Origin of the sequence: Nocardioides sp. Kera G14, from assembly GCF_020715565.1 — a bacterium.
GTDB lineage: Bacteria > Actinomycetota > Actinomycetes > Propionibacteriales > Nocardioidaceae > Nocardioides.
On record NZ_CP085839.1, the window covers coordinates 1,746,872 to 1,771,891 of the forward strand.

General features: G+C 69.1%; 24 protein-coding genes. 1 reads left to right on the forward strand and 23 read right to left on the reverse strand.

Translation table 11 applies throughout. From position 1 onward, the window contains the following. Nucleotides 1-10: 10 nt before the first annotated feature. The 23 genes from LH076_RS08625 to LH076_RS08735 form a co-directional block, all read right to left on the reverse strand. Nucleotides 11-181, reverse strand: a complete 171-nt coding sequence (locus LH076_RS08625) for a CsbD family protein (protein ID WP_227780287.1) — start codon at nucleotides 179-181, stop codon at nucleotides 11-13. Nucleotides 182-255: 74 nt separating this feature from the next. Then, entirely contained in the window at nucleotides 256-1,623 is a 1,368-nt protein-coding gene (locus LH076_RS08630) for a dihydrolipoyl dehydrogenase family protein (RefSeq protein ID WP_227780288.1), read from the reverse strand. Between the two features lie 27 nt (nucleotides 1,624-1,650). Then, nucleotides 1,651-2,079 carry a transcription antitermination factor NusB gene (gene nusB / locus LH076_RS08635; protein ID WP_227780289.1) on the reverse strand — a complete coding sequence of 143 codons (429 nt, stop codon included), beginning with the start codon at nucleotides 2,077-2,079 and terminating at the stop codon, nucleotides 1,651-1,653. A 5-nt stretch (nucleotides 2,080-2,084) separates the two neighbouring features. Further along, nucleotides 2,085-2,651: an elongation factor P gene (gene efp / locus LH076_RS08640; protein WP_227780290.1), complete on the reverse strand. Its 567-nt coding sequence runs from the start codon at nucleotides 2,649-2,651 to the stop codon at nucleotides 2,085-2,087. A gap of 11 nt (nucleotides 2,652-2,662) precedes the next feature. Beyond that, nucleotides 2,663-3,115, reverse strand: coding sequence for a type II 3-dehydroquinate dehydratase (locus tag LH076_RS08645; RefSeq protein WP_227780291.1), 453 nt, complete (start codon nucleotides 3,113-3,115; stop codon nucleotides 2,663-2,665). Beyond that, complete coding sequence (aroB, locus tag LH076_RS08650) at nucleotides 3,112-4,215, reverse strand: 3-dehydroquinate synthase (RefSeq protein WP_227780292.1); 1,104 nt, start codon at nucleotides 4,213-4,215, stop codon at nucleotides 3,112-3,114. The genes LH076_RS08645 and aroB overlap by 4 nt, the downstream gene beginning before the upstream one ends. Further along, nucleotides 4,212-4,724 carry a shikimate kinase gene (locus LH076_RS08655; protein WP_227780293.1) on the reverse strand — a complete coding sequence of 171 codons (513 nt, stop codon included), beginning with the start codon at nucleotides 4,722-4,724 and terminating at the stop codon, nucleotides 4,212-4,214. Before LH076_RS08655 ends, aroB begins: the two co-directional genes overlap by 4 nt. Beyond that, the gene (gene aroC, locus LH076_RS08660) at nucleotides 4,721-5,899 is read right to left on the reverse strand and encodes a chorismate synthase (RefSeq protein WP_227780294.1); all 1,179 of its coding nucleotides are present in this window, start codon (nucleotides 5,897-5,899) and stop codon (nucleotides 4,721-4,723) included. Before aroC ends, LH076_RS08655 begins: the two co-directional genes overlap by 4 nt. Nucleotides 5,900-5,904: 5 nt before the next feature. Then, nucleotides 5,905-6,633, reverse strand: a complete 729-nt coding sequence (locus LH076_RS08665; RefSeq protein WP_227780295.1) for an A24 family peptidase — start codon at nucleotides 6,631-6,633, stop codon at nucleotides 5,905-5,907. Nucleotides 6,634-6,642: 9 nt separating this feature from the next. After that, entirely contained in the window at nucleotides 6,643-7,455 is an 813-nt protein-coding gene (locus LH076_RS08670; protein WP_227780296.1) for a shikimate dehydrogenase, read from the reverse strand. A 1-nt stretch (nucleotide 7,456) separates the two neighbouring features. Next, nucleotides 7,457-8,686: an endolytic transglycosylase MltG gene (gene mltG, locus LH076_RS08675; RefSeq protein ID WP_227780297.1), complete on the reverse strand. Its 1,230-nt coding sequence runs from the start codon at nucleotides 8,684-8,686 to the stop codon at nucleotides 7,457-7,459. Then, nucleotides 8,683-9,159 carry a Holliday junction resolvase RuvX gene (gene ruvX / locus LH076_RS08680; protein ID WP_227780298.1) on the reverse strand — a complete coding sequence of 159 codons (477 nt, stop codon included), beginning with the start codon at nucleotides 9,157-9,159 and terminating at the stop codon, nucleotides 8,683-8,685. The genes mltG and ruvX overlap by 4 nt, the downstream gene beginning before the upstream one ends. A gap of 9 nt (nucleotides 9,160-9,168) precedes the next feature. Beyond that, a complete protein-coding gene (gene alaS / locus LH076_RS08685; RefSeq protein ID WP_227783609.1) occupies nucleotides 9,169-11,859 on the reverse strand; it encodes an alanine--tRNA ligase in 2,691 nt (896 codons plus the stop codon). Between the two features lie 32 nt (nucleotides 11,860-11,891). Then, complete coding sequence (locus LH076_RS08690) at nucleotides 11,892-12,260, reverse strand: hypothetical protein (RefSeq protein WP_227780299.1); 369 nt, start codon at nucleotides 12,258-12,260, stop codon at nucleotides 11,892-11,894. Nucleotides 12,261-12,282: 22 nt separating this feature from the next. Next, complete coding sequence (locus tag LH076_RS08695) at nucleotides 12,283-13,632, reverse strand: replication-associated recombination protein A (protein ID WP_415753123.1); 1,350 nt, start codon at nucleotides 13,630-13,632, stop codon at nucleotides 12,283-12,285. A 22-nt stretch (nucleotides 13,633-13,654) separates the two neighbouring features. Continuing rightward, on the reverse strand, nucleotides 13,655-14,812 hold the full coding sequence (locus tag LH076_RS08700) for an ABC transporter ATP-binding protein (protein WP_227780300.1): 1,158 nt from the start codon (nucleotides 14,810-14,812) through the stop codon (nucleotides 13,655-13,657). Then, on the reverse strand, nucleotides 14,809-15,831 hold the full coding sequence (locus LH076_RS08705) for an ABC transporter ATP-binding protein (protein WP_227780301.1): 1,023 nt from the start codon (nucleotides 15,829-15,831) through the stop codon (nucleotides 14,809-14,811). Before LH076_RS08705 ends, LH076_RS08700 begins: the two co-directional genes overlap by 4 nt. A 20-nt stretch (nucleotides 15,832-15,851) precedes the next feature. Next, nucleotides 15,852-16,898 (reverse strand): ABC transporter permease, encoded by a 1,047-nt coding sequence (locus tag LH076_RS08710; protein WP_227780302.1) that lies wholly within the window; start codon nucleotides 16,896-16,898, stop codon nucleotides 15,852-15,854. Between the two features lie 99 nt (nucleotides 16,899-16,997). Next, nucleotides 16,998-18,752 (reverse strand): ABC transporter substrate-binding protein, encoded by a 1,755-nt coding sequence (locus LH076_RS08715; protein ID WP_227780303.1) that lies wholly within the window; start codon nucleotides 18,750-18,752, stop codon nucleotides 16,998-17,000. Nucleotides 18,753-18,826: 74 nt separating this feature from the next. Next, nucleotides 18,827-19,798 (reverse strand): ABC transporter permease, encoded by a 972-nt coding sequence (locus tag LH076_RS08720; RefSeq protein ID WP_227780304.1) that lies wholly within the window; start codon nucleotides 19,796-19,798, stop codon nucleotides 18,827-18,829. 77 nt (nucleotides 19,799-19,875) lie between these two features. Next, nucleotides 19,876-21,654, reverse strand: coding sequence for an aspartate--tRNA ligase (aspS, locus tag LH076_RS08725; protein WP_227783611.1), 1,779 nt, complete (start codon nucleotides 21,652-21,654; stop codon nucleotides 19,876-19,878). Further along, entirely contained in the window at nucleotides 21,651-23,009 is a 1,359-nt protein-coding gene (gene hisS, locus LH076_RS08730) for a histidine--tRNA ligase (RefSeq protein ID WP_227780305.1), read from the reverse strand. The genes aspS and hisS overlap by 4 nt, the downstream gene beginning before the upstream one ends. 5 nt (nucleotides 23,010-23,014) lie before the next feature. Continuing rightward, the gene (locus LH076_RS08735; protein ID WP_227780306.1) at nucleotides 23,015-23,689 is read right to left on the reverse strand and encodes an MBL fold metallo-hydrolase; all 675 of its coding nucleotides are present in this window, start codon (nucleotides 23,687-23,689) and stop codon (nucleotides 23,015-23,017) included. A 52-nt stretch (nucleotides 23,690-23,741) separates the two neighbouring features. Here LH076_RS08735 and LH076_RS08740 point away from each other — a divergent pair, with 52 nt between their 5' ends. Beyond that, a complete protein-coding gene (locus LH076_RS08740) occupies nucleotides 23,742-24,977 on the forward strand; it encodes a DUF349 domain-containing protein (protein ID WP_321573692.1) in 1,236 nt (411 codons plus the stop codon). The last annotated feature ends 43 nt before the right edge of the window (nucleotides 24,978-25,020 follow it).

Here is a 25,020-nt window from a genome sequence, read left to right on the forward strand (position 1 = left end):
CAGCCTACTGCTACTTGAAGGCGTCCTTCACCTTCTCGCCAGCCTGCTTGAGGCTGCCCTTCATCTGGTCCGTCTGGCCCTCGGCCTCCAGGTCCTCGTCGTCCGAGGCCTTGCCGACGGCTTCCTTCGCCTCGCCGAACTTCTCCTCGGCGAAGTTGTCGAGCTTGTCCTTGTCACCCATGGCGGGACTCCTTTGTCGTAAGGGTTTCGCTGACACAGGTCGCGTACCCGTCACCGGTGGCCCCATGCGGGTGCTCAGTGGGAAAGATCCACCAGTGCCGACTCGATCGCGCGATGGAAGGTCGGGTAGGCGTAGATCATCGAGCGCAGCTGCGCGATCGGGATCCGGGCATGGACCGCGAGCACCAACAGGCCGATGATCTCGCCGGCCGCGGGGCCGGTGACGGAGGCCCCGACGAGGATCTCCCGGTCCGCATCTGCGACGACCTTCACGTTGCCGGCGGCACCCGGCCCGTGCAGGAAGCCGCGCGAGGACTCGGCGAGATCCGTGGTGCCGACCTTCACGGTGATGCCCTTCTCCCGGGCGGCCGCCTCGGTGAGTCCGACACCGGCGACCTCGGGATCGGTGAAGGTCACGTGCGGGATGGCGTGATAGCTCGCCGGCTCCCCCTGCTCGCCGAGGATGTCCCGCAGTGCAACGTCGGCCTGGTACATCGAGACGTGGGTGAAGGCTCCCTGGCCTGCGGCGTCCCCGATCAGCCAGAGCCCGTCGCCGGCCCGCAGGTGCTCATCGACCTCGACGCCCTTCGGATCGAGACCGACCGTCTCCAGGCCGAGGTCGTCGAGGTTGGGCGTGCGACCGGCTGCGACCAGCAGCTTCTCGGCGGTGAGGGTCTCCTCCGCGTCCGTGGTGATCGTGAAGGTGCCGTCGGTGTGGTCGACGCGGGTCGCCGAGGTCCCGGTCAACACGCGGATGCCCTCGTGGACGAAGGCGTCATGGAGTGCCTGCGAGGCCTCCGGCTCGTCGTGGTCGAGCAGCCGGTCGGCGTACTGGAGGACGGTGACGCGGGCACCGAAGCGGGCGAAGACCTGGGCGAGCTCACAGCCGATCGGACCTCCGCCGAGCACGACCAGGCTGCCGGGGACGGAGTCGACCTTCACGATGTCGCGGTTGGTCCAGTAAGGCGTGTCGGCCAGGCCCTCGGCCGGTGGCAGCGAGGGACGGGTGCCGATGTTGAGCACGACACCGACTGCTGCGTCGTACTCCACGACGGACCCGTCGGCGAGCGTGACGGCGACCTGGCGGAGACCGGTCAGTCGGCCGGTGCCGTGGTGGACGGTCGCGCCGGCCTTCTCGAGCCGCTCGACGGCGGCGCGGTCGTCCCAGTGGTCGGTCGCGTCCTCGGCGATCCGCCTGGCGACGACGCTCCACGAGGGCTCGACCGTGGCCGCGCCGCCGATCGCCGGCAGCCGGCGCGCCTCCGCGATCGCGTCCGAGCCGCGCACCATCACCTTGGTCGGGATGCAGGCGTAGTAGGGACACTCACCACCGACGAGATGCTTCTCGACGGCGACCACCCTCAGACCCGAAGTGGCGGCCTTCGTGGCGAGGGACTCGCCCCCGGGGCCTGTTCCGATGACGACCAGATCGACCTCAGTCATGAGGCCAGCATGCACCCCGGCCGGTTGTCAGACGAGAGAGGCGCGGTCCCGCTCGATGGCGCCGAGGACGCCGTTGACGAACACCGGCGACTCGTCGGTCGACAGGTCCCGGACGAGCTGCATTGCCTCACTGATCGCGACATGGCTGGGCACGTCGGTCGCGTAGAGCAGCTCCCACACGCCCAGGCGCAGGACGTTACGGTCGACGGCGGGCATCCGCTCCAGGCTCCAGTCGGTGGAGTACGTCGTCAGCAGCTCGTCGATGCGAGGCAGCTCGGCCGTGACGCCACGCACGAGCGTCGCGGTGTAGGCGTTGCCCGGCCCCTCGCCGTCCCTGATCGCCTCGTCGAGCAGCTCGGAGGCGCTGGCGCCCCGCGCGTCGGCGGCGAAGAGGATGTCGAGGGCCCGCTTGCGCGCCTTGGAGCGGGCCGTCGGCTGACCGGAGGGAGCGGACAAGGGATTCAGCCCTTGACGCGGGAGAGGTAGGAGCCGCCCTCGCGGGTGTCGACCTTGATCTTCTCGCCCTGCTCGATGAAGAGCGGCACCTGGATCTCGGCGCCGGTCTCGAGGGTGGCCGGCTTGGTGCGACCGGTGGCGGAGTCGCCGACGACGCCGGGCTCGGTGTAGCTGACGATCAGCTCGACCGAGGCCGGGAGCTCGACGAAGAGGACGCGACCGTCGTTGGTCGCGATGTTGACGTTCTGGTTCTCGAGCAGGAAGTTCGCGACGTCACCGACGATCTCGGGCGCGACCTCGACCTGGTCGTAGGACTCGACGTCCATGAAGACGAACGACTGACCGTCGTTGTAGAGGTAGGTGAACGACCGACGGTCGACCGTGGCGGTCTCGACCTTGGTGCCGGCGTTGAAGGTCTTGTCGACGTTCTTGCCCGACTCGACGTTCTTCAGCTTCGTGCGGACGAAGGCCGGACCCTTGCCGGGCTTCACGTGCTGGAACTCGACGACCTGCCACAGGCCGCCTTCGATGTTGAGAACCATGCCGTTCTTGAGGTCGTTCGTAGTAGCCACGAGGGACGACTCTACCGAGACTCAGCCGCAGAATCCGAACTCGCGAGGAAGGCGAGGGCCTGGCGATAGCCGTCGATGCCCTCGCCCTCGATGGTGAGCGCCGCGTGGGGCGCGACGACGGAGGTGTGGCGGAACTCCTCGGGGCGCTTGGAGGGCGCACTGAGGTGCACCTCCACCAGCGGCGCGGTCAGCTGGGCGCAGGCGTCGTAGAGGGCGTAGGAGTAGTGCGTCCAGGCGGCGGCGTTGAGGACGACGGGCGTGACGGAGTCGGCGGCGGCGTTGAGCCAGTCGATCAGCGCGCCCTCCCAGTTGGTCTGCCGCACGTCGACCTCGAGTCCGAGCTCGACGCCCCACTGGACGCAGAGGGCCGCGAGCTCGTCGTACGTCGTCGTCCCGTAGATCTCAGGCTGTCGACGCCCGAGGCGACCGAGGTTGGGGCCGTTCAACACCAGCACGTCGGTCATGCGGGGGCCTCGTTCCGGTCCACGGCCTTGAACGCCTCCCGCAGCAGGTCCTCGGACGGCCCGGCGAGGATCGACGGCTTCGCCAGCCCGTCGAGAACGAGGAAGCGCAACTGCGAGCCACGCGCCTTCTTGTCGACCCGCATGGCACCGATCAGGTCGTCGAAGGAGGCGCCGCCGAAGCCGGTCGGCAGCCCGGCCCTGGCGAAGACCGCGGCATGCCGTGCCGCGGTCTCGTCGTCGAGGCGACCGGCGAGGCGTGCCAGCTCGGCGACGTAGATGCAACCGATCGCCACGGCCTCACCGTGGCGGATCGCGTAGCCCGTGTGTTTCTCGATCGCGTGGGCCAGGGTGTGGCCGTAGTTGAGCGCCTCGCGGCCGGGGTGACCGTCGGTCCCGCCGGTCTCGCGCAGGTCGGCGACGACGACCTCGATCTTGACCCGGATGGCGCGCTCGATCAGCTCCTCGGTCACCGGTGAGTCCGGAGTCAGCGACTCCGCGTCCGTCGTCTCGATGAGCCGCAGGATCTCGGGGTCGGCGATGAAGCCGCACTTCACGACCTCACCGAGGCCTGCGACGAACTCGTCGCGCGGCAGCGTCTCGAGCGTGTCCAGGTCGACCAGCACGCCGGCAGGCTCGTGGAACGCGCCCACGAGGTTCTTGCCGGCGCCGGTGTTGATGCCGGTCTTGCCACCGACGGCGGCGTCGACCATGGCGAGCAGCGTCGTCGGGATGTGGACGACCCGCACGCCACGCAGCCAGGTCGCGGCCACGAAGCCACCCAGGTCGGTGGTCGCTCCCCCGCCGAACGTGACGACGGCATCGGAGCGCGTGAAGCCGAGCTCACCGAGCGCCTCCCAGCACTGCACGGCGATGTCGTAGGTCTTCGCGGCCTCGCCCGACGGCAGCCCGAAGGCGTGCACGTCATAGTCCTTCGCGAGTGCCTCGGCGACACGGTCGGCCTGCTCACCCAGCTCACCGGCGTAGAGCAGGGCGACCCGCTCCACCTTCTCGCCGAGGATCCCGGCGAGGGAGCCCGCCAGGTCGCGGCCGATCAGGACGTCGTACGGCGACGCCCCACCGACGTGCAGGGTCTTCGTCACGCGAGCTCCTCAACAATCTCGTCGGCCACCTCGGCCGGCGTCTTCCCGTCAGTGTCCACGACCAGCGTGGCGGCCGCCTCGTAGATCGGCGCCCTGTCCTCGAGCAGCTTCCGGATGCGGGCGCGCAGACCGCCGTCGCCACCGAGCAGCAGCGGCCTGCCGGCCCCGAGCCCGACACGCTTCACGGCGTCCGCGAGCCCGACCCGCAGGTAGACCACAGGTAGTCCCTCGAGCACCGCACGCGTCTCGGGGGCGAGCACCGCTCCCCCGCCCAGCGCGAGCACACCGGTGTGCTCCCGCACCGCGGTCGCCACCGCCTCCCGCTCCAGCGCGCGGAAAGCGGCCTCGCCGTCGTCGACGAAGATCTCGCTGACCGGCTTGCCGGCCGTCGAGACGATGTCGGCGTCGGTGTCCCGCACGGGCAGCCCCCAACGCTCCCCGAGCAGCGTGGCGACGGTCGTCTTGCCGGACCCCATGGGGCCGATCAGGACGACCTTGGGTCCGCTCACCTGTAGTTGAGCGTCTCGAGGTAGGACGCGTGGTTGCGCGCGACCTCGGCCACCGAGTCGCCCCCGAACTTCTCCAGCACGGCATCGGCGATCACGAGCGCCACCATGGCCTCCGCCACGACGCCCGCGGCCGGGACGGCGCAGACGTCGGAACGCTGGTGGTGCGCCACCGCCTCCTGACCCGTGGCGGTGTCGATCGTGCGCAGCGCCCGGGGCACGGTCGCGATCGGTTTCATCGCGGCACGGACCCGGAGGACTTCACCGGTGGACATGCCACCCTCCGTGCCACCACTGCGGCCCGACGTACGCCGGATGCCCTCCGGCGTGTTGACGATCTCGTCGTGGGCCTTCGACCCCGGAGTCGCCGCGAGCTCGAAGCCGTCACCGACCTCCACGCCCTTGATCGCCTGGATACCCATGAGCGCACCGGCCAGACGGGCGTCGAGGCGGCGGTCCCAGTGCACGTGCGAGCCCAGGCCCGGCGGCAGGCCGTAGACGACGACCTCGACGACGCCACCCAGGGTGTCGCCCTCCTTGTGCGCCTCGTCGATGCGCTCGACCATCAGCTTGGAGCCATCGGGGTCGAGCACGCGGACCGGATCGGCGTCGAGACGGGCGACGTCGTCGTACGTCGGCAGCTCGGTGCCCGGCGTGCGGACGCCGCCGATCTCGAGGACGTGGGAGACGATGCGAGCGCCGATGGCCTGCTCGAGGAAGTTGGAGGCGACCCGGCCGAGCGCGACCCGGGCGGCGGTCTCACGTGCCGAGGCGCGCTCGAGGATCGGGCGGGCGTCGTCGAAACCGTACTTCTGCATGCCGACGAGATCGGCGTGGCCGGGACGCGGACGGGTGAGGGCGGCGTTGCGGGCCTGGCCCTCAAGAGCCTCGGCGGGCACCGGATCCGCCGACATCACGGTCTCCCACTTGGGCCACTCGCTGTTGCCGACGGTCAGCGCGACCGGGCCGCCCTGGCTCTCACCGTGGCGAACGCCGCCGGTGAACGTGACGACGTCCTGCTCGAACTTCATCCGGGCACCACGGCCGTAGCCGAGGCGACGACGGGCAAGGGAGTCGGCGACATCCTGCGACGTGATCTTCACGTGGGCCGGGAGGCCCTCGAGGATGGCGACGAGGGACGGGCCGTGTGATTCACCCGCGGTCAGCCAGCGCAACATGGGCCTCATCCTCCCATGAGCGCCCGGGCGGCGAGGACGGCCGCCCACGCTCCGACCAGCATGGACGGGCCGTAGGGAATGTGGGCGCGCAGGGCGCTCGTCGTCCCGCCCTGGTTGATGGTCCGGCCCAGGAGCCGCATCGGGAGGAGGGCCAGCATGCTGAGCACGGCGGCGAGGAAGACCGAGACGACCGTCGCGGTGAGCCCCCACGGGCCGAGCGCGAGGCCGATCACGCCGGCCAGCTTGACGTCGCCGAAGGCCATCGCGCGCGGGCTGATGAACCAGATGACGCCGTACCAGGCGAGGAGGCCGACGCCGCCGAGGAGCGCGTGCAGCAGGAGCTCCGGCGCTGTGAGCCCGATCGCGGCCGCCACGTCGGCGACCACTACCACGATCGCTGCCGGGAGGATCAGCCGGTCGGGCAGGAACCAGGTCACGAAGTCGATCACCGCCAGTGCGATCGCGAACGGGAACGCCACCAGGAGGATCGCAACACCCCAGACGAGCCCGAACACCAGCCCGAGTACGCCGCCGGCGACCGCTCCAGCAACCGCGGTGCCGATCCGGAGCCCCGGCCGCGCACCGAGCTCGGCGAACGCCACGGGGTCCGGGAAGTCCTCGGGGTTCTCCGTCGCGTCGGGCTCGATGTCGGGTGTCGCCGCGATCAGCCGCGGAGCGATCAGCCCGGCGATCGCTCCGAGGACGAGGCAGATCAGCGCAGGCACGACATGCATGGCCGCACCCTAGCGACGCGAGCGACGGGCGAGCGCGTCCTCGCCGGCGCCACGCATGGCGTCGAGTGGCGCCGCCTGCCCGGTGAAGAGCTCGAACTGCAGCGCGGCCTGGTGGACGAGCAGGTCGAGGCCGGAGACGACCACGCCGGCCGCCGCAGCGACGAGGGGCGTGGGCCACTCGTTGTAGGTCACCTCGAAGAGCACCGGCGCGTCCGACCACTCCTCGACGAGCGCCGGCAGCTGGGCGGCGACGGGGATCGTGGCGACGACGATGTCGGGTTCGCTGCGGTGGTCGAGGAGGTCGACGGCACGGACCTCCGGCGCGGACGGATGGGCGGCGATCGCCGTCACCGTCTCGGCCGCGCGTGCCGCCTCGCGGACGGCGACCTCGATGGCGGTCACGCCGAGCTCGGCCAGCGCCAGTCCGACGGAGGCGGCCGTCGCTCCGCCGCCGAGGATCACCGCGTGGTGCAGCGCCCCGTCGAAGCGCTCGCCGATCGCGGCGACGGCGCCGGGCAGGTCCGTGTTGTCGGCAGCCCAGCCCTCGCCCCGCCGGACGAGCGTGTTCGCTCCCCCGGCCAACGAGGCCCGGTCGGTGACGGTCGCAGCGCGGGCGAGCGCCTCCCGCTTGTGCGGTGCGGTGACCGACAGCCCGACGACGTCGCCGGCGAGCGACGACAGGAACTCACCGACCGCCCCGGCATCCACGCGGATGGCCGAGTAGCTCCAGTCGGAGAGTCCGACGGCGTCGTACGCCGCCTGATGGATCACCGGGGAGAGCGAGTGCTCGACGGGGTCACCGATCACCGCACAACGTGGCATCTCAGCAGGCGTCCGAGGTCGTGCAGTACTCGCGGAACTTCGCCACGGCCGCGTTGTGGTCGGCGAGGTTGTCGGAGAAGACCGTCTCGCCCGTCTTGAGGTTGATGACGACCCAGTACAGCCAGTCCCCCTCCGCCGGGTTGAGCGCCGCCTTCAACGTCGCCTCGCCGGGCGCCCCGATGGGACCGGGCGGGAGGCCCTGGTGGGTGTAGGTGTTGTACGGCGAGTCGATCGCGCGCTGTTCCGCGGTCGTCCACACTTCGCCGCTGAGGCCGTTGGCGTAGGCGACCGTCGCGTCCGACTGCAGCGGCATGTCCTGGTCGAGGCGGTTGTAGATGGCGCGCGCGACCTTCGGGTAGTCCTCGTCGCGGTTCGCCTCGTACTCGAGGATGCTGGCGACGGTGACGATCTGGTCGACGGTGAAGCCGAGCTTCTTCGCTCCCCCATCGATGTCGAGCTCCTTGAACTCCGAGACCCCCTTGGCGACCATCGCGGACAGCATGTCGACTGCCGTGTCCTTGGGCCCGAAGGCGTAGGTCGCCGGGAAGAGGTAGCCCTCGGCGTTGCCGTCGGCGGAGTCGGGCAGTCCGATCGCCGACGGATCCTTGAGCGCGGCGGTGAAGTCGGCCTTCTTCACGCCGGTCTTCTTGACCAGCGTGGCGACGATGTCGTCGAGCCGCAGGCCCTCGCGGATCGTCACGGTGGTGGTGACGATGTTCTTCGGGTCGACGAGCACCTCGAGGGCGTCGGCGGCCGGCATCTGCTTCTGCAGCGTGTAGTAGCCGACCTGGATGCCCGACGAGTCCGGGTTGGCCTGGGCGGCGCTGATGAAGGAGTCGACGGACTTGATCACGCCGGCGGCCTTGAGGTTGCGGCCGATCGCGGCGACGGTGTCGCCCTTGTTGACCTGGAAGGTCACGTCGGCGCCGGTCGAGCCGGCCGAGTAGTCACTGCTGCCGCCGAGGCCGTCGAGCTTGTCGGAGATCTTCCCCCACGCGAACCAGGCGCCGCCGGCGACGATCACCAGCGCCACGAGGACGGCCAGGCAGCCGGGCAGGCGGGACGAGGTCCGCTCCGCACGCCGACGACCGGCCGTGCTGACGTACTCCTGCTTCTCCGCCTCGGGCTCGGGCTCCGGGTCTGGCCTGACCGCGGGCCGCTCGGCGGTGTCGTCGAGTCCGGGTACGAAGGGCTGATCGGCGCCGGGGATCTCCTCTGGCGACTCAGTCATGGGTTTCCTTCCGTCTGCACGAGCTCGCCGGGGGGTGTCCCCGAACCGCGCTCGGTGTCCAGTGCATGCTGCAGGATGAGTACGGCGGCAGCCTGATCGACCACCGAGCGACGATCCTGCCCCTTACGGCCCTGCTCGCGCAGCATCGACTCGGCCGAGACGGTGGTGAGCCGCTCGTCGACGAGCCGGACGGGGACGGGCGCGACCCGCCGGCCGAGCTGGGCGGCGAACTCACGGACCTTGGCCGTCGCCGGGTTCTCGCCGCCCTTGAGTGAGCGCGGCAGGCCGACGACGACCTCCAGGAGCGTCGACTCCTCCTCGATCTCGCGAAGGATCTGCTTGATCCGCTGGAGATCGCCTCGCCCGCGCTTCACGGTCTCGACCGGGGTGGCGAGGAAGCCCGTCGGGTCGCTGCGTGCGACGCCGATCCTGGCGTCACCCGGGTCGAGACCCAGTCGAACCCCGTGCCGCACGCGAGCCCCTCAGGCGCCGGCGACGAGCTTCGGCACGAGCGCGAGCGCCTCGTCGACCGCTGCTATCTCGGTGCCGCCACCCTGGGCGAGGTCGTCCTTGCCGCCGCCCTTGCCACCGAGCACCGGGCTCAGGCCGCGGAGCAGGTCGTTGGCCGACAGGCCCTTGGCGCGCGCGCCGTCGTTGGTGGCGGTGACGATCGAGACCTTGCCGTCGGCGTCCCCGATGACCACGACGACCGCCGGGCGGTCGCCGAAGCGGGCGCGCACGTCCGTCACCAGCGTCCGTACGTCGCCACCGCCCGCACCCGCGGCACGGGCCGCGACCACGGCGACGCCATCGACGTCCACCGCGCTGTCGGCGATCGACCCGGCCGAGGCGAGCAGCTGGGCGACGCGGACCTTCTCGATCTCCTTCTCGGCGGACTTGAGCCGCTCGAGCAGGTCGGTGACACGCGGGACCAGTTCGCTGGGCTGGGTGGCCTTGAGGACGTCGGTGAGCTGGCCGACGATGTCGCGCTCACGGGCGAGGTAGCGGAAGCCCTCGATGCCGGTGAATGCCTCGATGCGGCGGTTGCCCGAGCCGACCGAGGACTCGCCGTTGATGACGATGCTGCCGATCTGGGAGCTGTGCGAGACGTGCGTGCCACCACAGAGCTCACGGCTCCAGGGGCCACCGATCTCGACGACGCGGACCTTGGAGTCGTCGTAGGTCTCACCGAAGAGCGCGATCGCGCCCCACTCCTTGGCCTGGCTCAGGGTCATGTAGTCCCAGGAGACGGGCAGGTCGGCGCGCAGCGCGTTGTTGGAGACCTCCTCGAGCTCCTGGAGCTGACCGGCACTGAGACCGGTCGTCCAGCCGAAGTCGAGACGCAGGTAGCCGGGACGGTTGTAGGAGCCGGACTGCAGCGCGGTCGGGCCGAGCACCTCACGGAGCGCGGCGTGGACGACGTGGGTGCCGGAGTGGGCCTGCCGGGCGCCGAGCCGCCAGTCGGGGTCGACCTGTGCGTGCAGGTCCCCCTTCGCGCCCGTGTACTCGCCGTCGACGACACGGACCTGGTGGACCACAAGACCCTTGACGGGTCGCTGGACGTCGAGCACCTCGAAGCGACCGCCGTCGAACTCGATGATGCCGGCGTCGGCGACCTGGCCACCGGACTCGGCGTAGAACGGCGTGCGGTTGAGGACGAGCTCGCCGACCTCGCCGTTGCCGAGCGCGTTGACGGCCCTGCCCTCCTGGAGCAGGGCGAGCGGAGCTGACTCGGTGGTCAGCGTCTCGTAGGCGAGCCACTCGGTCGGGCCGTTGGCGTCGAGGATCTCGCGGTAGACGGTGAGGTCGGCGTGGCCGCCCTTCTTCGCCTTGGCGTCGGCCTTGGCGCGTTCGCGCTGCTCGGCCATCAGGCCACGGAAGCCCGCCTCGTCGACGGTGAGGCCCGCCTCGGAGGCCATCTCGAGGGTGAGGTCGATCGGGAAGCCGTAGGTGTCGTGCAGCTGGAACGCCTCAGCACCGCTCAGCACGGTACCGCCACCCTTCCTCACCTCGCCGGCGGCGAGGTCGAAGATCTGGGTGCCGGAGGTGAGCGTCTTGCGGAACGTCTCCTCCTCGGCGTTGGCCACGCGGATGATGCGGTCCCAGTCCGAGTGCAGCTCGGTGTAGGTCTCGCCCATCCTGTCGCGGGACACCGGCATCAGCTCGGGCAGCGCGGGGTCGGCGTACCCGAGGAGGCGGACGTTGCGGATCGCCCGCCGGAGCAGACGTCGCAGCACGTAGCCACGCCCCTCGTTGCCCGGCGTGACGCCGTCGCCGATGAGCATCATCGAGGAGCGGATGTGGTCGGCGACCACGCGGAAGCGGACGTCGTCCTCCCACGATTCGACACTGTCGCTCGCGCCGTACTTCTTGCCGGTGAGCTCCTCGGCCTTCTCGATGACCGGGAAGACGACGTCGGTCTCGTACATGTTGCTCTTGCCCTGGAGCAGGTAGGCGACGCGCTCGAGACCCAGGCCGGTGTCGATCGACTTCTGCGGCAGCGCACCGGAGATGTCGACGTCGTACTTCGAGCGGGCGGCCGAGATGTCGTCCTGCATGAAGACGAGGTTCCAGAACTCGAGGTAACGGTCGCCGGCGTCCCAGTCGCGGTCGGCACCGAACTCCGGGCCGCGGTCGATCAGGATCTCCGAGCACGGGCCGCCCGGGCCGGGGACGCCCATCGACCAGTAGTTCTCGCTCGGGGGAAGCCGGACGATGCGGTCGTCGGGCAGGCCGGAGATCCTCTTCCACAGCGCCACGGCCTCGTCGTCGCCGTCGAGGACGCTCGGGTAGAGCACGGACTCGTCGAAGCCGAAGCCGCCGTCGGCGATGGGCTTCGTGACCAGGTCCCAGGCGAGCGTGATCGCGCCCTCCTTGAAGTAGTCACCGAAGGAGAAGTTGCCGCACATCTCGAAGAACGTGCCGTGCCGTGTGGTCTTGCCGACCTCTTCGATGTCGGGGGTGCGGATGCACTTCTGCACACTGGTCGCGCGCGGGTACGGCGGCGTGGCCTGGCCCAGGAAGTAGGGCTTGAACGGGACCATGCCGGCGTTGACGAACAGCAGGTTGGGGTCGTCGAGCAGCAGCGACGCAGAGCGCACGTTCTCGTGCGGCAGGGTCGGGTTGTCGGCGAAGTGGGAGGTGAAGCGACGGCGGATCTCCGCCGTGCTCAGCCACGTGTCGGGCAAGGACGACGCGTTGTCGTTCACGTTTCGATTTCCAGTTCTTCGATGTGGTGCTGGGGGTTCGTGGGGTTCTGTGGAGCGGGAAGCGCCTTCGCGCTGAAGCGCTCGCGGAGCTCGAGCTCCTTGTCGACCTGCGCCTGCGCCATCTGCTGACGGACGACCAGCGCTCCCGCACGGAGTGCCTCACGGCGGACACCGCCCGCCTGCGCGCGATGGGCCCGGAGCGCGGCCTTCACGACGGCCTTGCGCTCGCGCCGCCGGCGGCGCCATTCGACCCAGGCGGCCGACTCGGCCGCCAGACGGGTCTCGTGGTCGAGCACGGAGCGCAGGCCATGCCAGCGTGACGCCGCCTTGATGACGGCCTCGCGGAGACGGTCACCGGGGCTCATGGGTCGCCAGCCTACCGGGCAGCTACCTCGGGCTGATGCCCCGGATGATGTTGCGGACCCGTTCCCACCGCTCCTTGATCTGCGCCTCCGCGCCGATCTCCTTGGGCTCGTAGTAGGTCGTGTCGACGAGCTCGTCGGGCAGGTACTGCTGCTCCGCGATGCCGAAGGGATGGTCGTGGGCGTAGCGGTAGTTGACACCGTGCCCGAGCTTCTTCGCGCCGGCGTAGTGCGCGTCGCGCAGGTGCGACGGCACCTGCCCGATCCTTCCCGCCCGTACGTCGCCCAGCGCCGCTCCGATGGCGGTCGTGACCGCGTTCGACTTCGGGGCGACCGCCAGCGCGATCGTCGCGTGGGCGAGGGTGAGCTGGGCCTCGGGCAGGCCGATCAGCTGCACGGTCTGGGCGGCGGCGACCGCCGTGGTCAGTGCGGTCGGGTCGGCCAGGCCGATGTCCTCACTCGCCGAGATCATCAGCCGCCGGGCGATGAACCGCGGGTCCTCCCCGGCCTCGAGCATCCGGGCGAGGTAGTGGAGCGCGGCGTCGGCGTCGGAGCCCCGGATCGACTTGATGAAGGCGCTGATCACGTCGTAGTGCTGGTCGCCGTCACGGTCGTAGCGGACCGCCGCGACGTCGGCGGCGGTCTCGGCGGTCTTCAGGTCGATCGTGGTCTTCGCGCCCGCTGCGCCTGCTGCCGCCTCGAGGTAGGTCAGCGAACGGCGCGCGTCTCCCCCGGCCAGCCGGACGAGGTGGTCGAGGGCATCGTCGTCGATCTCGTAGGCACCGCCCAGCCCACGCTCGTCCTTCAGGGCCCGGAGGAGGACGTCGCGGATGTCGTCGTCGGTCAGGCTCTGCAGGCGCAGGAGCAGACTCCGACTGAGCAGCGGGCTGACCACGGAGAAGGAGGGGTTCTCCGTCGTGGCGGCGATCAGCGTGACCCAGCGGTTCTCCACGCCCGGCAGCAGTGCGTCCTGCTGGGCCTTGGAGAAGCGATGCACCTCATCGACGAAGAGGACGGTCTCCTTGCCGGTCGCGACCAGCTGGGCGCGGGCGGCGTCGATCGCCGCTCGCACCTCCTTGACCCCGGCACTCACCGCGGAGACCTCGACGAAGCTCCGGTTGGTCTGCCCGGACACGATCGACGCGATCGTCGTCTTGCCGGTCCCCGGCGGACCCCAGAGCAGCAGCGAGAGCGACTTCTCCGCCTCGATCACCTGCTGCAACGGCGAGCCCGCCGCCCGCAGCTGCGGCTGCCCGACGAGCTCGTCGAGTGTCCGCGGCCGCATCCGCACCGCCAGCGGTGCGTGGGCATGATCGGCTGAGCTGAGGGAGCCGCCTGTCGACGTACTCCCCATCTCGAACAGGCCGTCGCTCACCACACCAGCCTAGTCAGGGCACTCAGGCGCGACCCATCTGGTTGTTCTCGAGGTCGAACCACGTGTCGGCGAAGCCGGGCGTGGTCGGGATCGTGATGGCCGGGCCCTGACCGGGGTCGGCGTCGCCGAAGTCGTTGACGCCGAGGATCCGGTTGGTGATCGGCTTCGTCGGGTGCTGACCGAGCTCGCCCGGGAAGTGACACGCGACCTTGTGCTCCTTGCCGATCTGCAGCAGGGGCGGCTCGACCTTCGCGCAGATCTCCTGTGCGAGCGGGCAGCGGGTGCGGAAGCGGCAGCCCGACGGCGGGTTGATCGGGGACGGTACGTCGCCGGTGAGGCGGATCCGCTCGCGGCGGCCTCCGACCTCGGCCTGCTTGATGTCCGGCGCAGCCGAGAGCAGGGCCTGCGTGTAGGGGTGGTGCGGGCGGTTGTAGATGGTGTCCCGGTCACCGATCTCGACGATCTTGCCGAGGTACATGACCGCGATCTGCGGGGAGAAGTGCCGGACGATCGCGAGGTCGTGCGCGATGAAGAGGAAGGCGATCCCGAACTCCTTCTGCAGGTCCTGCAGGAGGTTGATCACCTGGGCCTGGATGGAGACGTCGAGCGCCGAGACCGGCTCGTCGGCCACGAGGAGCTTCGGCTGCAGCGTCAGGGCGCGGGCGATGCCGATGCGCTGGCGCTGGCCGCCGGAGAACTCGTGTGGGTAGCGGTTGTAGTGCTCGGGGTTGAGGCCGACGATCTCGAGGAGCTCTTGGACCCGCGGCAGGATCTTCTCCTTCGGCAGCAGGTTGTGGATCTCCAGCGGTGCTCCGATGATCGAGCCGACCGTGTGCCTCGGGTTCAGCGACGTGTACGGGTCCTGGAAGATCATCTGGATGTCGCGGCGGAGCGGGAGCAGCTCCTTCTCCCCCGTCTTCGCGATGTCCTTGCCCTCGAAGCGGATCGAGCCGGCGGTGGGCTTGTAGAGCCGCGTGATGAGGCGTCCGGTCGTCGACTTGCCGCAGCCCGATTCACCGACGAGCCCCAGCGAGGAGCCGGCCTCCAGCGCGAAGGAGATGCCGTCGACGGCCTGGACGGCGCCGACGGTGCGACGGAGGATCCCGGAGCTCTTCACCGGGAAGTGCATCGTGAGGTCCTCGACCTCGAGGATCGGGGCCGCGTTGGTGGCGGTGCTCACGAGAGGAACCCCTTCTGGGCGAAGACAGCGGCCGGGTCGATGAGATGACACCTCTTCAGGTGCGGGTCACCGGCCGAGATCGGCACGAGGTCGGGCTGCGTGGTGTAGCAGAGGTCGTCGGGAACGTACTCCTTGAACGGGCAGCGCGGGTGGAAGGCACAACCCGACGGAGGGTTGAGCAGGCTCGGCGGGTTGCCGGGGATCGGGATGAGGGGCTGGTCCGGGTCATCGCTCACGTCCGGGACGCTGTTCAGCAGGCCGAGCGTGTAGGGCATCTCCGGGTGGGTGAGCAGGTCCTTCGTCGTGCCGTACTCGACCGCCTTGCCGGCGTACATCACGAGGACGTCGTCGGCCATCTCCGCCACGACGCCGAGGTCGTGGGTGATGATCAGGATCGCCGAGTTGAACTCGCGCTGGAGGTCCTGGAGCAGGTCGAGGATCTGCGCCTGGACGGTGACGTCGAGGGCCGTGGTCGGCTCGTCGGCGATGAGCAGGCCGGGGTTGTTGATCAGGCCCATGGCGATCATCGCGCGCTGGCGCATGCCGCCGGAGAACTGGTGCGGGTAGTCGTCCACGCGGCGGTCGGGCTGCGGGATTCCGACGCGCTCGAGCATCTCGATGGCACGGGTGCGGGCGACCTTCTTGGTGACGTCGTTGTGCACGCGGTAGGCCTCGATCAGCTGGTTGCCGACCGTGTAATACGGGTGCATCGCCGAGAGCGGGTCCTGGAAGATCATCGCGACGTCGTGTCCGCGTCGGCGGCGCATCTCCTCGTCGGAGAGCTTCAGCAGGTCGACGCCGTCGAGGAGGATCTCGCCGCTGATCTGCGCGCGCGTGCCACGGTGCAGCCCGAGGATCGTCGAGGTCGACACGGACTTGCCGGAGCCGGACTCGCCGACGATGCCGAGCGTCTTGCCCCTCTCGACGGAGAAGGAGAGGCCGTCGGTGGCCTTCACCAGGCCGTCCTGGGTCGGGAAGTGGACCTTGAGGTCGCGGACCTCGAGCAGTGGTGTGGTCATGAGTGTGATTCCCGTCTGTCTCAGGAGACCCGCACGCGGGGGTCGATCACCGAGTAGAGGATGTCGACGATCAGGTTGGCGAGGATGAAGACACTGCCGGCGAAGACGACCATGCCGATCAGGGTCGGAAGATCGAAGGTCTGGGCTGCCAGCAGGGAGATGTACCCGAGGCCCTGGTAGTTGAAGACGCGCTCGGTGATGATCGCGCCGACCAGCATCGTCGCGAGGTCGAGGCCGAACATCGTCACCAGCGGCGTGAGGGCGGCGCGGAGGGCGTGCTTGAAGATGACGGGAGTGGTCTTGAGACCCTTCGCACGCGCCGTCCGGACGTAGTCCTCCGACAGTGACTCGAGCACGAACGAGCGGGTCACGCGGACATAGGCGGCCATCACCAGGCCGGCCAGGGTGAGGCCCGGGAGGACGAGGTTGATCGCCCAGTTCACCGGGTTCTCCGTGAAGGGCACGAACGCCGGCACCGGCCACAGACCCCACTTGATGGAGACGTAGCGCAGGAGGAAGGTGCCAGTGAAGAAGACGGGGAATGCGTAGACCAGCAGCGACGCCGCGACGATGCCCCGGTCGAGCCAGGTGCCCTTACGGATGGCGGCGATGATGCCGATCCCGAGGCCGCCGATGATCCAGAAGATCACCGCGGCGAGCGAGAGGGAGACGGTCACCGGCAACGCCTTCGAGATCTCCTCGTTGACGGTCTTGTTGTTGATCTTGGAGTAACCGAAGCATGGCGCCGCGCAGTGGACGACCTGCTCGGGATGGGCGCGGCGCAGCTCGGGGTCGTCGGGGTAGTCACGTCCGACGGCGACGCCCTTCACGAAGTCACCCCAGGTCTTGGCCGGGTTGATGAGGTAGTCCTTGAGCGGGCCCTGGTTCTTCTCCGGATAACCGAGAGACTTCCGCACCTGGCTCAGGAGCTCCTCGGAAGGGTTCTTCCCGGCCGAGAAGCGGGCGGGGTCCACCGGGGAGGCGAAGAAGAGCACGAACGTCACCAGACTCATCACGAGCAGCATGACGACACCGACGAAGACGCGGCGTACGACGTAGGCGAGCATGTAATTCCTCAGTTCTTCTCTCCGGCAGGTCTCCGGGGGCGTGCCGCGTGGGCCCGCCCCCGGAGGTACAGCTAGGTGGTGCTACAGCGAGTCAGAGACTCACTGCTTGACACCGATCGCACCCAGGTCGGGGTACATGTTCGACGACGCGTCGGCCGTGAAGTTCGCGACCTTGGAGCCCCAGGCCCAGTTGAACAGCGACTGCTCGAGCGGGATGTAGGCGTAGTCCTTGCCGAGCTGGATGTCGGCATCCTGCAGCGCCTTCGTCTGCTCGTCGATCGACGTGGCGTTCTGCGCCTTGTCGACGAGGGCGTTGAAGGCGTCGCTCTTGTAGTTGCCGTAGTCCTGACCGTTGGAGTTCTTGGTCAGGTTGATGCGGCTGTCGAAGAGCGGAGCCGTCACCGTGATGGCGGACGGCCAGTCGGCGCCCCAACCGGCCCACGTGATGTCCGAGTCGCCGTTCGGCTTCTGGATCGCGGGGTAGTAGGCGTCCGTCTGCGGGTCCAGGGTGACCTTGAAGCCGGCCTGGTCCCACGTCTCCTTGAGCGCCGCGGCCTGCTTGCCGGGAACGTCGGAGCCGCTGGAGTTGTCGAAGGTGAACTTGATCGGGTACGGCATCTGCACGCCGGCGTCCTGGAGGATCTTCTTCGCCGCAGCCGGGTCACCCTCGAGCGGGATGTCCTTGAAGGCCGGGTTCGGCTGGTAACCGGTGACCGCGGTGTTCACGATGGAGTCGGCCGGCTTGTAGAACTTGTCGCCGCCGCCCGCGGTGATCCAGGCCTTCTTGTTGGTCGCCGTGGCGAGTGCCTGGCGGACGGGAAGCGAGAGGCGCTTCGTGTTCGGGACGAGGTAGTCCGTGTACGGCGAGTCGACGTTGGCGTAGAGCGACTTGTCGGTGATCTGCGGGATCAGGGCCGGGGTGAGGCGCGAGCCCGCAACCGCCGCCTGGGCCTCCGGGCTGTTGTTGATCATGAGGCCGTAGACGGTCTCGGGGGTCTTGCCGACGTCGAAGGTGATCTTGTCCGGAAGGGCCTTGCGGATGTCGGTCGAGTCGGTGGCCGCGTCGTAGTTCGGGTTGCGGACGAGCGTCGCGCCCTTGTCCTTGTCCCATGCGGTCGTGCCGCCGTCGATCATGTACGGACCGTTGGAGAAGATGGAGTAGTTGGACAGGTCGCCCTTGTCCTGGTCCTTCTTGTACGGGTCCATCATCTCGAGCGAGGCGACGGCGAGCGGGAAGTCCGGCCACGGCTTGTTGAAGTGGTACGTGATCGTCTTGCCGTCGCAGGTGATCGCCTTGTCGAAGGCGGCCTGGCCCTCGGGGGTGCTCTTGTACGGGCCGGTGTAGGACGGGAGACCGGTGGACGGGTCCTTCGGGACATCGAGGTAGGACAGGAGGTAGTTCGGGCCGCCGGTGATCACGTCCGTGGCGAAGACACGGCTGGCGCCGTACTTGAAGTCCTCACACGTGACGTCGGAGCCGTCCTGCCACTTCACGCCGTCCTTGAGGGTGAAGGACCAGGTCTTGCTGTTGTCCGTCGCGGTACCGGTGTCGGTCGCGAGGTCGGGGACCGGCGTGTTGGCCGTCTTGGCGTCATCCGCGATCGGGAAGGCGACGAGTGAGCGGTAGACCGTGCGGCGGAAGTTCGCGACGTCGCGGCCGGTGTAGGTCCGCTGGGGGTCGGTGTGACCCAGGGGCGCACTCAGGTAGTAGGTGAGGGTTCCGCCCTTGGTCGCCTCGCCGGACGAACTGCCGGTGCTCTCGTTGTCATCGCTGCTGCTGCCGCACGCGGCCAGCGAGAAGGCGAGAGCGGCCGCGGCGGTACCCGCGAGGAACCGCTTCGTGTTGTTGGCCATTACTTCTCCTTGGATGTGTGACGCGCCTGGACGGCGCCACTGATCGACGGCGCCCTGCCGTCGAAAACTGGGGGTCAGCGGTTGTTCTTGGGGTCGAGGGCGTCACGCAGCCCGTCGCCCAGGAGGTTGAAGCAGATGACGAGGATGGCGATGGTGGCCCCGGGGACCAGGAAGTAGAAGAAGTCCACCGAGGAGTAGTTGAGCGTGTCGTTGAGGACGTTGCCCAGCGTCGGCGTCGGCGGCTTCACGGAGACTCCCATGAAGGACAGCGCGGCCTCGGTCGAGATGTACGCCGGCAGGATGAGCGTGAACTGCACGAGGAGGAGCGTCCAGAGGTTGGGCAGGACCTCCTTGAAGTAGATCCGTCGCCGGGACGCACCCAGGACGACCGCCGCATCGACGAACTCGCGCTCACGGATCGAGAGGACCTGACCGCGGACGAGACGGGCGACGCCGGGCCAGCCGAAGATCGCCATCACGACGATGACGTAGAAGGCGGCTCCGGCGTCGGCGGCCTTGATGTGCAACTGGTCGCGGATGAAGACCAGGGCCATCCCCGACATGGCGAGCAGCATCAGCTGCTGCGGAAACGACAGGATCAGGTCGGCGAGCCGCCCGACGAAACCGTCGACGAAGCCGCCTCGCATGCCGGCCCAGATGCCGAGCGAGGTGCCGATGATCATCGACAACAGGCTGGCGGCCAGCGCGATGAAGACCGAGACGGCGAGACCGACCCAGACCCGCGCGAGGAGGTCGCGACCGCTGCCGGGCTCGACACCGAGCGGGTGCTTCCAGGAGACGCCGCTCAGCGCACCCTTGGGCAGCGTGTCAGGCTCCAGCAGGTCCTGGTGGAAGTGGTAGACGTCGATGAGACCCGTGTGGTTCACGATCGGCGCGAGGATCGTCAGCACTGCGAAGACGACGATCACCCAGAAGGAGATCATCGTCCGTCGGTCGGACCGGAACCGCTCCATCGCGAGTCGCATCGGCGACTTGCTCACGACCGCCGTCGCCTGGGTAGGCGTGGCCGCCTCCGAGATTGTCACGCCAGCGACCCTAGAGGAGCTGACGTCCCCAGCCGGTCACCCAGGAGTAACGATCCGGCCACGACGGGCCGGTTCGGTCACGACTCGGTCACGACCTCCGGCTTGGCGTCCACGCCGGCCTCCTTGCGCTGCTGCTCGGTGATGGGAGCGGGCGCCTCGGTCAGCGGGTCGTAGCCGCCACCGGACTTCGGGAAGGCGATGACCTCGCGGATCGAGTCGACCTTGGCGAGGTGCTGGATGACCCGGTCCATGCCCAGCGCGATGCCGCCGTGCGGCGGGGCGCCGAACTTGAACGCGTCGAGCAGGAAGCCGAACTTCTCCTGCGCCTCCTCGTCGCCGATGCCCATCACGTTGAAGACCCGCTTCTGCACGTCCTCGCGGTGGATACGGATCGAGCCGCCACCGAGCTCGGAGCCGTTGCAGACGATGTCGTAGGCGTAGGCGAGCGCCGAGCCGGGGTCGGTGTCGAAGGTGTCGGCGTACTCGGGCTTGGGGCCGGTGAAGGCGTGGTGGACCGCGGTCCACTCCCCCGCGCCGACGGCGACGTCACCACTCGCGACGGCATCGCCGGCGGGCTCGAACATCGGTGCGTCGACGACCCAGACGAACTCGAAGTGGTCGGGGTCCAGGAGGCCGGCGCGACGACCGATCTCGAGCCGGGCGGCACCGAGCAGGGCGCGGCTGGGCTTGGTCGCGCCGGCGGCGAAGAACGCACAGTCGCCCCGCTTCGCACCGACGAGCTCGGCCAGGCCGGCCTGCTCGGACTCCGACAGGTTCTTGGCGACAGGACCGCCGAGCGAGCCGTCCTCGTTGAAGAGCACGTAGGCGAGGCCGCGTGCGCCGCGCTGCTTGGCCCAGTCCTGCCAGGCGTCGAGCTGCTTGCGCGGCTGACTGGCCCCGCCGGGCATGAGCACGGCGCCGACGTACTCGGCCTGGAAGACGCGGAAGGGCGTGTCCTTGAAGTAGTCGGTCGCCTCGACGAGCTCGAGGCCGAAGCGGAGGTCCGGCTTGTCGGAGCCGTAGAGCCGCATGGCGTCGGCGTACGTCATGCGGCGGATCGGGGTCGGTACGTCGACGTCGATCGTGGCCCACATGGCCTTGACGACGTCCTCCATCATCTCGATGACATCGTCCTGGTCGACGAAGCTCATCTCGATGTCCAGCTGGGTGAACTCCGGCTGGCGGTCGGCTCGGAAGTCCTCGTCGCGGTAACAACGGGCGATCTGGAAGTACTTCTCCAGCCCACCGACCATGAGGAGCTGCTTGAAGAGCTGGGGGCTCTGCGGCAGGGCGTACCAGGAGCCGGGCGACAGGCGCGCGGGCACGAGGAAGTCACGGGCGCCCTCGGGGGTGCTCCGGGTGAGCGTGGGCGTCTCGACTTCGACGAAGTCACGCGCCGCGAGGACGTCGCGGACGGCCTTGTAGACCTTGCTGCGCAGGCGGATCGCGGCCGCGGGGCCGCTGCGGCGCAGGTCGAGGTAGCGATACTTGAGGCGCGCCTCCTCGCCGACCTCGACATGGTCATCGATCTGGAACGGCAGCGCGGCGGCGGTGTTGAGCACCTCAACACCCCCCTCACCGGCGACGACCTCGATCTCACCGGTCGCCAGGTTGGGGTTGACGTTGCCCTCGGTGCGCGCGACGACCTCGCCGGTCACCTTCAGCACGAACTCGTTGCGCAGCGGGTGCGCGACGGCCTCGTCACGGATGACGACCTGGACGATGCCGCTCGCGTCGCGGAGGTCGATGAAGGCGACACCGCCGTGATCGCGGCGGCGAGCGACCCAACCTGCGAGGGTGACGGTCTCGCCGACGTTCCCTGCGGTGAGGGTGCCTGCTTCGTGGGTGCGGATCACTTCGTCGTCTCCTGGCTGGTGGTGGTGCTGGTGCTCGTGATGGTGGGGCGTACGTCGCCGGCCGGCGGTGTCCACGTCGCCGGATCGATCGGCGCCTGGTCACCGGACCTGATGTCCTTGATCTCCGGACCGTTCTCGGTCATGAAGAGCACATAGGGGATGCCGCGCTTCTCGGCGTACTTGATCTGCTTGCCGAACTTGTCCGCCTTCGGAGCGACCTCGGTCGGGATCTCGTTGGCTCGCAGCCCCGTGGCCAGCCGGTCGGCCTCGGAGCGCGACTCCTCGTCGGTGAGTGCCACGAGGACGGCACTGGGCACGCTGCGGCTGGCCGCGACGACGCCGGTGCCCAGCAGCGGGACGAGCGTGCGACTCACGCCGAAGGAGATGCCGACGCCCGGGTAGGTGCTGCGGCCGTCGCTCGCGAGGGAGTCGTAGCGACCGCCGGAGCAGATCGAACCGAGCGACTCGAAGCCGTCGAGGCGGGTCTCGAAGACGGTGCCGGTGTAGTAGTCGAGGCCGCGGGCGATCGAGAGGTCGGCGACCACGCGCACGCGCTCATTCACGATGCCCGCGCAGCCCTCGATGACCGCGGCGAGCTCGGCGAGACCCTCGTCGAGAAGTGGATCGCTGACGCCGAGCGCGCGCACCTGGTCGACGAAACCCGCGTCTGCACTGGAGATCTGGGCCAACGCGAGGGTCTGCTCGGCCTGCTCGGCGGTGAGGCCGGCGTCGGACTGGAGCAGCTCGCCGACCTTCTCGGCGGGCAGCTTGTCCAGCTTGTCGACGAGCTGCATCACCGTGAGTGGGTCCGAGGCACCGAGACCGGCGTAGAAGCCCTGGATCAGCTTTCGGTTGTTGACCTGGATCCGGAAACCGGGCAGGAACTCGAGCTTCGAGAGAGCCTCCGCCATCACGCGGGCGACCTCGATGTCGTGGTGGAAGCCCAGGCTGTCGCGGCCGACGACGTCGATGTCGGCCTGCGTGAACTCCCGGAAGCGGCCCGCCTGTGGGCGCTCGCCGCGCCAGACCTTCTGGATCTGGTAGCGCCGGAACGGGAAGTCGAGCTTGCCGCTGTTCTCGAGGACGAACCGCGCGAACGGGACGGTGAGGTCGAAGTGCAGGCCCATGCCTGCATCCCCGGTGCCCTCGTCCTGCAGGCGCTTGAGCACGTAGACCTCCTTGGAGGTCTCGCCCTTGGACAGCAGCTGGTCCATGGGCTCGACGGCGCGCGTCTCGAGGTTGGCGAAGCCGTGCAGCTCGAAGGTGCGCGCAAGCGTCGCGAGCACCTGCTGCTCGACGAAACGCTCGGCGGGGAGGAGCTCCGGGAAACCGGAGAGGGCGGTGGGCTTGGGCATGTCTCTCAGAGGTCCTGCAGGAAGGGGTTGGTGGCGCGCTCGCGCCCGATCGAGGTCTGCTCGCCGTGCCCTGGCAGGACGACGATGTCGTCGGCCAGCGGGAGCACCTTGTCGCGAAGGGTGCGGAGCATGGTGGCGTGGTCACCACCGGGGAGATCGGTCCGGCCGATCGAACCGGCGAAGAGCAGGTCGCCCGCGAACATCACCTCGGAGATGTCCTCGTTGACCGTCCACGGCGTCCGGAACGCGACCGACCCCTCGGTGTGCCCGGGCGTGTGGTCGACGACGAAGGAGAGGCCGGCGAGCTCGAGCGTCTGGCCGTCGGCGAGCTCCACCACATTGTCGGGCTCGGTGAAGGTGTGGTCCCCGCCCAGCAGCATGCGGGCCGACTCCGGGCTGATGCCGGCCATGGGGTCGGCCAGGAGGTGGCGGTCCGCGGGGTGGATCCAGGCGGTGGCGTCGTACGTGCCGGAGACCGGGGTCACGGAGAACATGTGGTCGATGTGACCGTGCGTGAGGAGGACCGCGACCGGCTTGAGCCGGTGCTCCCGGACGACCTCCGCGATGCCGCTCGCGGCGTCCTGGCCGGGGTCGACGATGACGCACTCGGTGCCCGGACCCGTCGCGGCCACGTAGCAGTTGGTGCCCCACGCGCCTGCGGGGAAGCCTGCGATCAGCACCCGGCAACCCTACCGATCATCGGTCACACGAGCCTCATCGAGTCTGCGTAGTATGTCGGCCGTGACCAGCAACGAATGGGGCCGCGTCGACGACGAGCGCAATGTCTATGTGCGCGTGGGCGACGGCGAGCGTCTTGTCGGGCAGTTCCTCGACGGTACCGTCGAGGAGGCCCTGGCGTTCTACACCGACCGCTACGACCAGCTCGCCTTCGAGGTCGACCAGCTGGTCACGCGTGTGAACGCCGGCAAGGTCACCGCCGACGAGGCTGCTGAGTCGGTCAGGACCGTCAAGGCCAAGGTGGCCGACGCCGCCGTGGTCGGAGACCTCGCCGCACTCACGGCGAAGCTGGACGCACTCCTTCCCGTCGTCGCCGCGCAGCGCGAGGCCCGCAAGGCCGAGCGTGCCGCGAAGGCGCAGGAGACCCGCGCCGCCAAGGAGCAGATCGTCGCCGAGGCCGAGAAGCTGGCCACCGGCAACGACTGGAGGAACGGCGCCAACCGCCTCCGCGAACTCCTGGAGTCGTGGAAGGTCCTCCCCCGGCTCGACCGAGCCGGCGACGAGGAGCTGTGGAAGCGCTTCTCCAGCGCCCGCACCGCCTACACGCGTCGCCGGAAGTCGCACTTCGCCGAGCTCAACGAGAAGCGCGCCGGCGCCCAGGCGATCAAGGAGCAGCTCGTCGTCGAGGCGGAGGCACTCTCGACGTCGGAGGAGTGGGGCCTGACCGCAGGCCGCTACCGCGACCTGATGTCGCGCTGGAAGGCGGCCGGGCCGGCGCCCAAGGAGATCGACGACGCGCTCTGGAAGCGCTTCCGGGGTGCCCAGGACACCTTCTTCGGCAACCGCGACGCGGCCAATGCGCAGATCGATGCGGAGTTCGCCGCCAATGCGGAGGTCAAGGAGGCGATCCTGGTCGAGGCCGAGGCGCTCCTGCCCGTCACCGACCTCAATGCCGCCAAGGCCGCCTTCCGCGACCTGGCCGACCGCTGGGACGCCGCCGGCAAGGTGCCGCGCGACCGGATCAAGGACCTCGAGGGTCGGATGCGGAAGGTCGAGCAGGCGATCAAGGGCGTCGAGGACGAGCAGTGGCGCAAGACCGACCCCGAGAAGTCGGCCCGTGCCGACGACATGATCACCAAGCTCGAGGACGCGATCGCCAAGATCGAGGGCGACATCGCCAAGGCCGAGACGGCCGGCGACGCCAAGAAGGTGAAGTCGCTCCAGGAGAACCTCGAGGGACGCAAGGCGTTCCTCGACATGGCCCGTCGCGCCGCCGCCGACTTCTCCTGACCGAGATCCGGCTCATCGCCCCGCGAGATCCGGGTTGTTGCCC